The 14,031-nt window shown below is 42.2% G+C and carries 10 protein-coding genes; 4 read left to right on the forward strand and 6 right to left on the reverse strand.

The annotated features are described in order from the left end of the window. Nucleotides 1–57: helix-turn-helix domain-containing protein (locus tag IM500_RS24520; RefSeq protein ID WP_155119799.1), on the reverse strand; the 57-nt coding region annotated here is incomplete at its 3' end. 91 nt (nt 58–148) lie between these two features. On the opposite strand from IM500_RS24520, the gene IM500_RS14080 reads away from it, so the two are divergent. The 3 genes from IM500_RS14080 (at nt 149) to IM500_RS14090 (ending at nt 5,310) form a co-directional block, all read left to right on the forward strand. Next, on the forward strand, nt 149–1,729 hold the full coding sequence (locus tag IM500_RS14080; protein ID WP_190722105.1) for a photosystem II high light acclimation radical SAM protein: 1,581 nt from the start codon (nt 149–151) through the stop codon (nt 1,727–1,729). Between the two features lie 42 nt (nt 1,730–1,771). Next, nucleotides 1,772–3,283, forward strand: a complete 1,512-nt coding sequence (locus IM500_RS14085) for a WD40 domain-containing protein (protein ID WP_190722106.1) — start codon at nt 1,772–1,774, stop codon at nt 3,281–3,283. A gap of 146 nt (nt 3,284–3,429) precedes the next feature. Continuing rightward, a complete protein-coding gene (locus IM500_RS14090) occupies nt 3,430–5,310 on the forward strand; it encodes a DNA-directed RNA polymerase subunit gamma (protein ID WP_079205989.1) in 1,881 nt (626 codons plus the stop codon). A 40-nt stretch (nt 5,311–5,350) separates the two neighbouring features. On the opposite strand, the gene IM500_RS14095 is transcribed toward IM500_RS14090, so the two are convergent. The 4 genes from IM500_RS14095 to ileS all read right to left on the reverse strand — a co-directional run bounded on the left by IM500_RS14095 (nt 5,351) and on the right by ileS (nt 11,614). Beyond that, entirely contained in the window at nt 5,351–5,740 is a 390-nt protein-coding gene (locus tag IM500_RS14095; RefSeq protein WP_043996983.1) for a RidA family protein, read from the reverse strand. A 142-nt stretch (nt 5,741–5,882) separates the two neighbouring features. Next, on the reverse strand, nt 5,883–7,649 hold the full coding sequence (locus IM500_RS14100) for a DNA methyltransferase (RefSeq protein ID WP_147069667.1): 1,767 nt from the start codon (nt 7,647–7,649) through the stop codon (nt 5,883–5,885). Beyond that, nucleotides 7,633–8,664: a hypothetical protein gene (locus tag IM500_RS14105; RefSeq protein WP_190722107.1), complete on the reverse strand. Its 1,032-nt coding sequence runs from the start codon at nt 8,662–8,664 to the stop codon at nt 7,633–7,635. Before IM500_RS14105 ends, IM500_RS14100 begins: the two co-directional genes overlap by 17 nt. Before the next feature lie 91 nt (nt 8,665–8,755). Then, on the reverse strand, nt 8,756–11,614 hold the full coding sequence (gene ileS, locus IM500_RS14110) for an isoleucine--tRNA ligase (protein WP_190722108.1): 2,859 nt from the start codon (nt 11,612–11,614) through the stop codon (nt 8,756–8,758). 209 nt (nt 11,615–11,823) lie between these two features. Here ileS and IM500_RS14115 point away from each other — a divergent pair, with 209 nt between their 5' ends. After that, nucleotides 11,824–12,396, forward strand: a complete 573-nt coding sequence (locus tag IM500_RS14115) for a Uma2 family endonuclease (RefSeq protein ID WP_002760969.1) — start codon at nt 11,824–11,826, stop codon at nt 12,394–12,396. A gap of 147 nt (nt 12,397–12,543) precedes the next feature. On the opposite strand, the gene IM500_RS14120 is transcribed toward IM500_RS14115, so the two are convergent. Beyond that, entirely contained in the window at nt 12,544–13,275 is a 732-nt protein-coding gene (locus IM500_RS14120) for an undecaprenyl-phosphate galactose phosphotransferase family protein (protein WP_002760967.1), read from the reverse strand. Nucleotides 13,276–14,031: the final 756 nt, after the last annotated feature.

Raw genomic sequence — 14,031 nt, forward strand, 5'->3', positions numbered from 1 at the left:
CAATAGCGACTCTTGTTCGGGTGTTGGGTAAAATCGAAACGAGTAGGCTTTTTCCATGTCTCACATTTTAGCATATATTTCGTAAATGTGCTAATATTTAACAGTAAAGCCGTCGTAGAACGACGGGGTTTCAGACCCAAAATTTTCGATGACTCAACCGCAAGCGCAACGCATCCTCTACGTTAGACTCCCCTGTAACCCCATTTTCCCCATCGGTGTCGTTTACCTTTCCGACCACGTTCATAAACTATTCCCCGACATCGAACAAAGGATTTTTGACCTTGGCACCGTCCCCCCCTTAGACTTTAACCAGGCACTCGATCGCTGTGTTGACGAATTTCGGCCGACCCTGCTAGTATTCTCCTGGCGGGATATTCAAATATATGCCCCCGTCGGTGGTCGCGGTGGCAATCCCCTGCAAAACGCCTTTGAATTTTACTACGCTAAAAACCCCCTAATCAAGCTGCGAGGTGCTTTAGGAGGTTTAAAGGTGACAACAGCCTACTACGGCGAATTATGGCGCAATCAGGCACTAATTCGCCGCGGGTTGCAGCGGGCCAAAAAATACCATCCCGAAGCGCGAGTTATCGTCGGGGGTGGTGCCGTCAGTGTTTTCTACGAACAACTAAAAACCAAACTGCCCATAGGAACAATTGTATCAGTGGGAGAAGGGGAAACCCTGCTAGAAAAATTCCTCTCCGGCCGGGACTTTAGCGATGAACGTTGTTATGTCGTCGGAGAAACCACACCCCGGCCGCGTTTAATCCACGAATCCCCCACCCCCTTAGAAAAATCCGCTTGTAACTACGACTACATCGCCAGTATTTGGCCGGAATTTTCCTACTATTTCCAAGAAAACGACTTTTATATCGGGGTACAAACCAAGCGCGGCTGTCCCCATAACTGCTGCTACTGCATCTATACCGTCGTCGAAGGGAAACAAGTACGCATTAATCCTGCCGATGAAGTAGTTAAGGAAATGCGCCAATTATACGACCGCGGCATTCGCAATTTCTGGTTTACCGATGCCCAATTTATCCCCGCCAGAAAATTTATCGACGATGTAGAAGAACTATTAGAAAAAATCCTCGATGCTGGGATGAAAGATATACGTTGGGCTGCCTATATTCGTGCCGATAATCTCACCCCGAAACTGTGCGATTTAATGGTAAAAACAGGTATGAACTACTTTGAAATTGGTATCACCAGTGGTTCTCAGGAATTAGTCCGCAAAATGCGGATGGGCTATAATTTGCGGACAGTTCTGCAAAATTGTCGGGACTTAAAAGCGGCCGGTTTTAATGATCTGGTTTCGGTAAATTATTCCTTTAATGTTATTGATGAAACCCTGGAAACTATTCGTCAAACTATCGCCTATCATCGGGAATTAGAAAACATTTTTGGAGTCGATAAAGTGGAACCAGCCATCTTTTTTATCGGACTACAACCCCACACCCATCTAGAAGAATACGCCCTCAAAAAAGAAATTCTTAAACCCGACTATGATCCCATGAGTTTAATGCCCTGGACAGCCAAAAAACTGCTCTGGAATCCTGAACCTTTGGGGTCATTCTTTGGCGAAGTTTGTCTGCAAGCATGGCGACAAAATCCCGATGATTTTGGACGGGAAGTGCTGAAAATTTTGGAAGCAAGACTAGGGAAAGCCGATTTAGAATCCGCTTTAACCGCACCGATAGAAACTAAGGAAAAAGTCTTAACTCCTGCTTAAAAATTAATTTTAGTCAATCCCAAGGCAGCAATTAGCGTTACCATGAGTCTGAAATCAGGAGATGATCAAAATTCCTTTACTGGTAACTGCAAAATGACCGACCATCGCCCCCATTGGCTAGAATTAGCGGAATATATCGCCCTAGTATTAACCCTGCTTACCCTTATCGCCATGGGTGCGGGGTTTTTGCCTTTGTTCCTCCTAGTAGTGACTTTCGGGTTGAATATTCTCAATCGTCTCCGAGAAAGAACCCTACAACGTCAACGCTTAACTGAAATGACCGGTCATTTACAGGATCAGTGGGAAGAAGAAAAAGAAGCTTTATCAGCACAAATACAGTCCCTCAGTCCCGCGGTGGCCAGCGATAACGCCCGTGCGGTCGCAGAATTAGAGGAGAATATTCTCGCCCTCGAACAGTCCTACAATCAAATTATTCAATACATCAACCGTAACGCGCTGCTGGAACGCATCGAACATCTGGAAAAATCCTACGGTCGCTTACACAGAGAGATTTTGCCGATTAACGAAGAATCGGCGGATATTACCGCCACAAAAGCGGAAAATGAGCCACAAGTCACCCTACCCGCCCTTAATTTAACTCCCACTTCCACCCCCGTCGATATACCCCATTGGCATTATTATCGCCGTCTGGCCGCCCATCGGGAAATGATTACAGCGATCGCAATTACCGAGGATCAACGGTTTTTAATGAGCGTTAGTTGGGATCGTACCCTAAAAATCTGGGATTTTGCGAGAGGAACCCTGATTAATACGGTTGAAGCTCATGATCAGGGCATTTTAGCCCTAGCAGTCACCGGAAACGGCGATTATCATCTAGCGACGGGAGGATTCGATCAAACCGTTAAATTATGGACTTTAGCCAGCGATGCCAATAATCTGGAATTAAATCAAATTTTCCTCGGTCATCTCGGTTCGATTCACGGCCTAGATTTTGCCCCCCGTTGGCATTTTTTGGTTAGTGGTAGTTACGATCAAACCCTAAAACAGTGGAATTTAGAGCAGGAAACCGAAGAATTTAGTTCCTATGACAGTCTGGGGGCAATTTATGCCCTAGCAGTGGCTCCTAATCAAGATTTTATCGCCGCAGCTGGAGGTGATGGCACTGTCACCCTCTGGCAATTAGGATCGGGAGAAAAAATCGCCGTCTTATCAGGTAACGTTTCTTCGGTGCAGAGTCTTGCGATCGCTGCCGATGGTCAGATTATTGCCGCCGGTTGTGTGGATGGTACGGTGAAAATCTGGCAATACGATCGAGAGAAAAGCGGTCATTTTGCGCCAATTCGGGTGATCAATGCCCATAATGGTCAGGTGACAAGCTTGGTATTCGGAGAGGAGGGTCAATGGTTATTTACGGGGGGAACCGACGGAGAGATTAAAATCTGGTTAGCTAATTATCAACAGGCGATCGCAACTCTCAGCGCCACCAATGAGCGATCATCGCCAATTTCCAGTTTAGTTCTCAGCCCCGATTATTGCCACCTAGCGGCGGCGGCGGCCGACGGCAGCATCACCATCTGGGAAAATATCACTTAATGGTCGATCGAACTAGAAAAATTGTATAATGTAATGTCCCGGACTCGGTCGGGCCAGTTTGACCCGAAGAAAAAGTGACTGAGTTAACTGTCGTTTCTGCCCAATAGTTGTCAACCCAGATCATTACCCATAGTAAAAAATTCAGAATGAAGACTCCAACAGATCAAAGATTTGATTACGTCAAAATCGGTTTAGCGTCCCCCGAGAGAATTCGGCAATGGGGAGAAAGAACCCTACCTAACGGTCAAGTCGTCGGAGAAGTAACCAAACCAGAAACGATCAACTATCGGACTCTTAAACCGGAAATGGATGGGTTATTCTGCGAGAAAATTTTTGGCCCCTCCAAAGACTGGGAATGTTGGTGCGGTAAATACAAACGCGTCCGTCACCGGGGAATTGTCTGTGAACGTTGCGGGGTAGAAGTCACCGAGTCGCGGGTACGTCGTCATCGCATGGGTTTTATCAAATTAGCCGCCCCCGTCACCCACGTTTGGTATCTTAAAGGTATTCCCAGTTATCTCAGTATCCTGCTCGATATGCCCCTGCGGGACGTGGAGCAAATCGTCTATTTTAATGCCTATGTGGTTCTCGATCCGGGCAATGCGGGCAATCTTAGTTATAAACAACTCCTCAGCGAAGATCAATGGTTAGAGATCGAAGAAGAAATCTACGCGGAGGACTCGGAATTAGTCGGCATTGAAGTGGGTATCGGGGCCGAGGCTATCCAAAGACTCTTACAGGAAATTAACCTGGAAGAAGAAGCGGAAAGACTGCGGACGGAAATTGTCGAAAGTAAGGGGCAAAAACGAGCAAAATTAATTAAACGTCTCCGGGTAATCGATAACTTTATCGCCACGGGTTCTCAGGCAGAATGGATGGTTTTAAGCGTAATTCCCGTGATTCCACCCGATTTACGCCCGATGGTGCAGTTGGACGGCGGCCGTTTTGCCACCTCTGACCTGAACGATCTCTACCGTCGGGTGATTAACCGCAATAACCGTTTATCCCGTCTGCAAGAAATTCTCGCCCCCGAAATTATCGTCCGCAACGAAAAACGGATGTTACAGGAGGCCGTCGATGCTTTAATTGATAACGGTCGTCGCGGTCGCACGGTGGTGGGGGCCAATAATCGCGCCCTGAAGTCTTTATCGGATATTATCGAGGGTAAACAGGGGCGTTTCCGTCAAAATCTCCTCGGTAAACGGGTTGACTATTCGGGACGTTCGGTTATCGTTGTTGGTCCGAAATTGAAGATCTATCAATGCGGTTTACCCCGGGAAATGGCGATCGAATTGTTCCAGCCCTTCGTTATCCATCGTTTAATTAAATTAGGCATCGTCAATAATATCAAGGCAGCCAAGAAAATGATCCAACGGGGGGATGCCAATGTTTGGCACGTCTTGGATGAAGTGATCACGGGACACCCGGTGATGTTAAACCGCGCTCCTACCCTGCACCGTTTGGGCATTCAAGCGTTTGAACCGATATTGGTGGAGGGCCGGGCGATTCAGTTACATCCCCTCGTCTGTCCCGCTTTTAACGCTGACTTTGACGGGGACCAAATGGCCGTACATATTCCCCTCTCCCTGGAAGCACAATCGGAAGCGCGATTGTTGATGTTAGCTTGTCATAATATTCTCTCACCGGCGACCGGTCGCCCGATTGTTGCCCCTTCTCAGGATATGGTTTTGGGTTGTTATTATCTCACGGCCGAAAATCCCAAGGCCCAAAAGGGTGGGGGTCGTTATTTCGCCAGCATGGATGACGCTATTCGCGCTTTTGATCAGGGATTGGTGGATCTACACGCTTCTGTGTGGTTGCGTTTACCCGTCGGAGAAAAGGTGAAAACCAATAAACCCGATGAGGAAGTCCTGGAAACGGAAACTCTCCCCGATGGCAGCATCTGGAAATATTATCGGGAGCGCAAAACCCGCGAGAAGGATGGTCAGATAATTTCTCAGTATGTGCGTACTACTGTAGGGCGAATTATCTACAATAAGACGATCCTAGAAGCTTTAGTAGTCTAGAGGGAGATTCCCTTAGGGTGGGCATTGCCCACCTTAATTTTTAGGCTAAAGCGGCAATACATTCTATTTCCACTAGCACATCTTTGGGAAGACGGGCCACCTCCACACAGGCCCGGGCCGGGGCAGTTTCCGGGGGGAAATAACGGGCATAAACTTGATTCATCGCCCCGAAATTGGCTAAATCCGAGAGAAAGACGGTAGTTTTCACCACATTTGACCAATTAGCCCCAGCAGCGGTTAAAATGCCCTCTAGATTGGCCATAACTTGTTCGGTTTGGGCGCTAATTTCCCCGGAGACGATTTCACCCGTGACGGGATCTAGGGGAATTTGTCCCGCAACAAAGAGAAAAGGACCGGTAGCGGCGATCGCTTGATTATAGGGACCCACAGGGGCCGGAGCTTTATCAGTACGGATGACCTGATTATTCATGGGCAGGATAGTTAAAAAAGATGACATTGAATCAATTGAATATTTTCCCAGTTTTTCGATCGCTTGCAGTTAATTTTCGCCGGTTAGGGGGTTTAATTTTGACTAAGCGATCCTGTGAGAAATAAGTCAACATTATTAAGAATCACTCAAATGGTAGCTCAAGCTGCTTAAAGTTTGGGTAGTTATCTATGTCCTTGTTTTCTTGCATACCCTTATCACCGACAGCGCTACAAACTTCTCCCCAATCAGCAAAATATTCGTCAAAGTATCTGAAAGGATATTGGCTGTACTTTTCTATATCTTCTCTGGTTGGTTTTCGTCCTATTTTTAGCGCTATATCTCTGACTTCTAGCTGTAAAGTTTTTTTAGAAACATCATATTTTTGTTTTTTAATGCGATTAACTCTACTATTTTTAGCCTTAGGAATAATATCTCTTTTAGCAAATGGATCAACACCATTTTCTAACTCTGTATGTCTTTGTTCAGCTAAAGAATGATACTGCTCAGAAATTTCAATGCCAATGTATCGTCTGTTCATGATAGAGGCAACCAGAGTAGTTGTACCAGAGCCATTAAAGGGGTCTAATACCAAATCATTTTCCTCGGTAAATATAGTGAGAATACGTTTCATTAGTGTTGGAGGTAGTTGACATGGGTGATCTACACGTTTTGAATTATGCTTTAGTCTATGAATGTCCCACCATATATTAGTTAACGGTTCTCTATCTACTGTTTTATCTTTATTTCTTTTTTTGATACATTGCTCTCTAATACAATACCATTCTTTTAAAGAAAAATTATAATCATAAATACTTTCATTACTAATTTTTTTAATTTCTGATCTACCTTTGCCTAGGCACAAAATACCATAATGTGCAGGCATTATTTGTCTTACAGGAAGACTAAGACTTTCCCAAACTATCCAATTTTGAAATTCTAAAACTCCTTGGCTAAATTCATAGTATTTAGCCAAGTATATAGGAATATTGAGGAGTGCTAGAGTTTTTCCATTCTTTAATACTCTAGCCAGTTCATTGACCCATTCAATACACCACTTTATGTATTGATTATTATCCTGACAATCATTCCATATATCATATTTTTTTTGGATATTGTAAGGAGGATCGGCAAAAACAAAATCTATTGAATTATTGGGTAATAATCGTAGATAATTTAAGCAATCATCATTAATTAGTAGATTGCTTTTAATCAAATTACTTGGTTGTTTGTATATGACATTATTAGTTGTATTTTCTAGAGGTTTTATTTTTTGATTATTGTCGATGGTGGCAAAATAATTTTGTAGATCTATATAGTACACAAATTGATATGGTTCTAACCCAAAAAGATCCTTTATTCTTTCAAGAATATCTTGAGGTATTTTTTGATGAGAATAACTTATGTCCCTCCACACATCTGACATTAATGTTCCCAATGGACTATATAAATGTTTTTTACCTCCATAATCTTTTGTCGTTTTATTACAGGAGGGACAATAAGAATACTCAATTAAAGTTTTATTATGCTTTAAAGGTGAACGGTATTTAGTAAACATCGTCAAAGATACATGGTTGTCTAACATATAGCTCTCATCCATTAATGCTTGACTTCTTTTGATAGCAACCCATAGCTTGAAATATGTAGATTTTTCTAAAAACGATATGACTTGACAGGCAATTTCTGCATTGGACAATATACACAATACACTTTTATCATCTAATTCATTTGCAAAACTAATTAAGTAATCTTTAAGATTAGATATTTCTTTGATTTTACATTGTTTAATAGTCGGAAGATGAAGAAAATAGACATTAGAGTTTTTGCCTATATTTTGATAATTATCTTCTAACGCAGAGGGCTGTATTTCAATAATTTTTAGTGGTAGACAATTTTCACTTTTGTGGCTCATTTTTAATTGAATACTCCATAGTTTTAGCTAAACGCTTAAGATCATTTTCACTAAAGTTAACAACACAGTCACTAAAATCAATTAAGTCTTGTATAAAAGAACTTCTGTCAAAATTTCCCGCTCCATCAACTACATAAGCAACCTTATGGTGCTGTCTGTTTAAAATTTCTCGTCTATCTCTAGCCAATTTTTCTTTCCTTTCTACAACACTGTTAGTAGTAAATTGAAATGATACTTCAATACCCCAGTAAGGTGGTCGATCATGAGGTGGTATTCCCACTATATCAAATTTGGTTAGTGTTCTACCCTCATTTTGACTTATTCCTGGTATAGATTTTCTAGAAAAATCCCACTCAGGTAAATATACTTTCAATTTTTCTCTAATGTATTCTTGAGCAAGCTGACCCATTTTATTCGATTTTGCTCCCCCAGTAATTTTACTAACCCAGATGTAACGATGCTTAATATATTCTTCCAGAAGTCTAATGTTACCTATCATAGCACCAATAATACATTTTTCTTCTATTTCATCAGGAACATTTATAGAGGTTGCCAAACCACCGAACATTATTAGCATAATAACATCTCGGATTTCTTGGCTAAGAGAACAAGGTTTTAATATCCCCTCCCCGTCTAATCCCAAATTTTTATTATTCCATGTAGCTCTATTTTTCAAAGAAACAAACTGGTATTGATAAATTTTGTCTCGAAATATAAACTCAAAATCTTTAGAATAAAAATCCCTAGAAAGTTCTGAAGAGAATCGTTTTAAATTTTCTCCACCAATATCAGATAGAACACAGAGATGTTTTAAAAATAGATTAGGATAAAGTTCATCACATAAATCTAAGGCTGTTATCCATGAGAATGGGTCTTTAGATGCTATTCTTAATATACTGATAAAACTTTCTTGAGTTCGTATTAGTAAGGGAATTATACTAGATAGTTTTTCTTTTTCTGCTAATTCAACTGGCCAATATATCAAGGCAGTTTTCTTAAGATCGCTAACATTCATATTTTTCTTGATCTTGAATTTCTATAAGTTTAAGTTTGTAGAAGCAACTAAGGGTACTTTATTAAACAATAAAGCACCCTTTTAATTTAGCTTAGAACTCTCCTTTTAAAGCGGCATTACAGCGCTCGCAAATAGTGGGATCATCGGCAAATTTTCCCACTTGAGTGGAATAATTCCAACAGCGATCGCATTTTTCGCCGTCTGCTTTGACAATTCCCACCGAAACAAAGTCCGATTCTCCTTTATATTCTGCGGTTTGAATCGCGCTAATATCACTAACTAATTCCACTTGAGAGGAGAGAAATAGATAACGCAATTCATCGACTTTATTTCCCGTTAAACTATCACAATTGTTGAATAATTCTAACTCCTGTTGTAAGCTTTCATCGGGAACATAAAGTAAAACTTTTGCCTCTAAAGAAGCACCGATCGCTTTATCATTTCTGGCAGTTTCCATCACCTTATTAACTTCGGTGCGTAGCTGCCGGAATTTCGCCCATTTATCGGCCAATTCGCGATTATTCCAAGCAGGATCGATGTTTAGCCATCCTGACTCAAATACCGATAAATAAGGAGTTTTGTAGGGGAGAAATTGCCAGATATCTTCCGCTAGATGAGAGAGGACAGGAGCGATCGCTTTAGCGAGATTTTCTAAAGCAATAGCATAGACTGTTTGACAACTGCGACGACGGAAAGAATTAGGATCAGAAATATATAAACGATCCTTAGCGATGTCGATATAAAAGTTAGATAAATCGACAACACAAAAATTCTGTACCGTCTGGAAAAAGCGGAAAAATTGGAAACTTTCAAAAGCTGCCGTAACTTCCGTAAACACCTCCGAGATACGATGTAACATATAGCGATCGATCTCCGGTAGATCTTCATAAGCTACCGCATCCTTAACGGGATCAAAATCATTTAAACTCCCCAGTAAAAACCTGGCAGTATTCCGGATTTTATTACGGATATCTACCAACTGTTTAAGAATATTTTGACCGATATTCACATCATTGGTATAGTCCACCGAGGACACCCATAACCGAATCACATCCACCCCATAAGCGGGTTCTTTTTTCTGGTCTTTACCACCATTAATGATCACATTGGGATCGATGACATTCCCCAGAGATTTACTCATTTTTCGTCCCTGTTCATCCAAAACAAAACCGTGAGTTAACACCGTTTTATAGGGAGCAATACCATTAGCAGCGACACTGGTTAATAAACTCGATTGAAACCATCCCCGATGCTGATCCGATCCTTCTAGATACATATCCGCAGGATAACTTAATTCTGGTCGAGCATTAGCCACCGCATTCCAACTAGAACCAGAATCAAACCACACATCCATAGTATCCATTCCCTTGCGATAACTGCGACCATTATCGCGATAACTGGGAGGTAACAATTCCTCTACCGATAACTCCCACCAAGCATTAGAACCCTTGACCGCAAAGATAGCTTGAACGTGATTAATCGTCTCCTCCGTTAACAGAGGTTCATTCGTTTCTTCGTCATAAAAAACAGGAATAGGAACCCCCCAACTGCGCTGACGAGAGATACACCAATCGCTTCTTTCACTAACCATAGAAGTGATGCGATTCTTACCCGTTGCAGGAATCCAACGCACCGAATCAATTGCTTCTAAAGCTAATTCCCGGAATCCTTCCACGGAAGCAAACCATTGTTCTGTTGCGCGGAAAATTGTCGGTTTTTTGGTTCTCCAATCGTAGGGATATTTATGCTGATATGCTTCTTCTTTAAGTAAGGCACCCTTTTCTGTCAGTGCTAAAATTATTGCTTCATTAGCATCTTTCAAGACATTTAAACCCGCAAATTGTCCCGCTTCTGCGGTGAAATTTCCCTGATCATCCACGGGAGAAAGTATCGGTAAACCGTAACGTTGACCGACGATATAATCTTCCTGACCATGGCCGGGGGCCGTGTGAACTAATCCAGTGCCGGAATCGGTGGTGACATAATCCCCACCGATGAGAATCGCACTTTCTCTGTCAAACAAAGGATGACGATATTTAGTATGTTCTAATTCCAGACCTTTAACCGTTGCTTTAATCGTCAAAGTCCTGTTAAAAGTGTCGGCCAATTTTTCGACTAAATCCGTCGCTACAATTAGATAATTAGACTCGCTAGTTTCCACCACTGAATAGTTTAATTCTGGGTTTAATGCGACGGCTAAATTCCCGGGTAAAGTCCAGGGGGTAGTCGTCCAGATAGCCACGGATAAATTAGGCAAAAATGGCGTTAAAACCGGGGTTGAAACTGATGTAATCGGAAAAGCAACATAGACACTCCTGGAAGTGTGACCTTCGGGATATTCTAATTCGGCCTCAGCTAAAGCGGTTTGAGAACTGGGACTCCAGTGAACCGGTTTTAGTCCCCGATAAATATAACCTTTTAGGGCCATTTTTCCGAATACGGCAATTTGAGCGGCCTCGTATTCGGGTTGTAGGGTTAAATAGGGATTTTCCCAGTCTCCCCAGACTCCATACCTTTTGAAACCTTCACACTGTTCTTTTTGCGTTTGAAGGGCAAAATCGTGGGCTTTCTGACGTAATTTCAAAGGGGTTAGACCCTCTTTTTCCGAGCTTTTGAGACTTTGTAAAACCTTCAGTTCGATCGGCAACCCGTGACAATCCCAACCCGGCACATAGCGCACTTTGTAGCCTTGCAGCAGTTTATATTTATTGATAATGTCTTTGAGAATTTTATTTAAAGCATGACCGATATGCAGAGACCCGTTAGCGTAGGGTGGTCCATCGTGGAGAATAAATAATTCTTTGGGGTTATTTTGCGCTAATTTCTCATATATTTGCTCATCTTGCCAGAATTTCTGGATTTCTGGCTCACGTTTACTGGCATTTGCTCGCATATCAAAGTCAGTTTGAGGCAAATTAACGGTATCTTTGTAACTTTTAGCGTTGGACATTCTGGCAAACCTATGGATATCAATCGTTTTCGGGATTCATTCCTAAATAACGTCCCTTTGAGAGTCGTTATCTCTATTCTGTCACATAATTGTAATATAAATATTACAAGTGACAATCATTGATCTATCAGTCTACCGAGATTGAGTCCAAGAGCAATGATTCCGAAAGGCTATAATTCAGTTATTCGAGGATAGGGAGTATGAGGACCATGGTGACGAATCCTAATTTTTTTTATGTCTCTCCAGAAGTGTATCTAGAAGGGGAAAGAGTCAGTCCGATCAAGCACGAGTACCGAAAAGGACGGATTTATGCGATGGTAGGGGCAAAAAAGCCGCATATTGTCTTAAATACAAATCTAGCTACTTTATTGAATATCCATCTCGATGATAGTCCCTGTCTTGTTCTCACTTCCGATATCAAAGTCCGGTTAGAGGAGGCAAATTGTTATTATTATCCCGATATTGCGGTGGTTTGTGACGAGAGAGAGATTAACAATACCGATGATTTTATTCTCTATCCCGTTCTGATTATTGAAGTATTATCGAAATCTACGGAATCCTTTGATAGGGGTGATAAATTTAGCGATTATCAAACCTGTCCCACCTTAAAAGAATACATTCTTATCCATCAAAACCAGAGGAAAATTGAATGTCACCGTCGCGAGGATTCTGGAATCTGGAAAGAACAGATCTATGAAGCCGGGGATGCGGTAGAATTCACCAGTGTAGGATTCCGGGGATCGCTCGCTTCTATCTATCGCAAAGTCCCCGGTTTGGTATGATTACAATTCTTTTTTGACTTCACTTAATTACTGTCATAATATTTCTCAAAAAAAGAGGAGAAAAAAGCAAGTTCTGCCCTTCTCTCCTCCAGTCTAGCGATTAATTACATTGAAACAGCAGTGAGTAATTTTTTACTATTCACCGCTTTAGTAAGCACCGTTATTTTTGGGAAAAACCACAACACCGATAGTTCTGAAGATTACCCAGATATCGGTTAACCAGTTACGCGAATTAACGTAATACACATCCATCTGCACCCGCAGGGGATAGGGTATGTCATTACGTCCCGAAACTTGCCATAAACCAGTCAAACCGGGGCGAATAGTTAAAACTTTGTCGATGCGATTGCCATATTTCTGCAATTCTTCGGGAACTAAAGGCCGCGGACCGACGACGCTCATATCTCCTCGCAGGACGTTCCAGAATTGGGGAAACTCGTCTAAACTGGTTAAGCGGAGAAACTTGCCAATCCAAGTTATACGGGGATCGTCCTTAAGCTTGAAATTATCCTCGAATTCCGCCCGCAGTTGGGGAGAGTCTTCCATCAGTCTCTCTAATACCTTATCCGCATCCATTACCATAGTACGGAATTTAATACAGTTGAAATGCTGGAAGTTTTGACCGACGCGCTTCTGCACATAGAAGACCGGACCGGGGGAACTAATCGCGATCAATAAGGCTAAGATTAAATAAAGCGGCGAAAAGAAAATTAGAACCGATAGGGAGAAAACGATATCGAATAATCGTTTTGAGGTATCGCCGTCTAAAGCTATTAACCAAGATTTTTGATGCCGTCTACCAGAGACCGAAGGTTTGAACCCTCGCTTCATCAAAGCTTGTAGAGCCTTGACGGAGATAAGTTGGCTATTAGCAGTCATCTTACTCCTTCACATCACACACACCACACAGTACCCATGATAAAGCCACAAGACCGAAAAAACAAGTCTTCAGTCCAATAAATGGCACTGGCAATTTTAGAGCCTTTGTACTGAAAAATCTCTAATTAGGGTTTGCGGCAAAAAGTTTGTTGGTGGGGTTAGGAGTCAGTAGTCAGAATTCAGGAGATTATTTTATTTATTCTCCCCGCTCCCATCTCCCCCGCTCCCCGCTCCCCTGCTCCCCGCTCCCCTGCTCTCCTATACCTTTTAAACAGGATTTAGTATTAAGCTAAGACGTATTTAAACCGCTTATTCTTAGATTAGCCGAATCTCCCCCCCTTGCCCTACCCCGACGTGGGGGTTGGGGGGTGTTGCCCTTTGCAAGAGTGCAAGAGTGCAAGAGTGCCTCGTCTCAACAAGCAATTTAAATTACGAACAGCTTATAGGACGTTTTTGAACCACCAAAAATTAATTATGCAAGAGGTTTAATAAATAAAAGGGCATCATTTGCTGATGCCCTGTGGCTGAATATTTAAGTAGTTAAGGATTTGATCCTAAGGATGAAGTATGCTCTTGTGTGCGCTCGTCTCCTGACTCGGAGAATTCTGACTCCCGAAAACGAAAACTTTATACTTGATCATCGGAAATTTTGGGTCTGAAACCCCGCCGTTCTAGGTTGGCTTTACGTTAGAATTAAAAGGCCAGTCTCGAAAACCAAGTGGACGGCGCAGCACCTTGAAAACTCGGCTTAGGGGG

Origin of the sequence: Microcystis sp. M179S2 (assembly GCF_020245805.1) — a bacterium.
Taxonomy (GTDB): Bacteria; Cyanobacteriota; Cyanobacteriia; order Cyanobacteriales; family Microcystaceae; genus Microcystis; species Microcystis aeruginosa.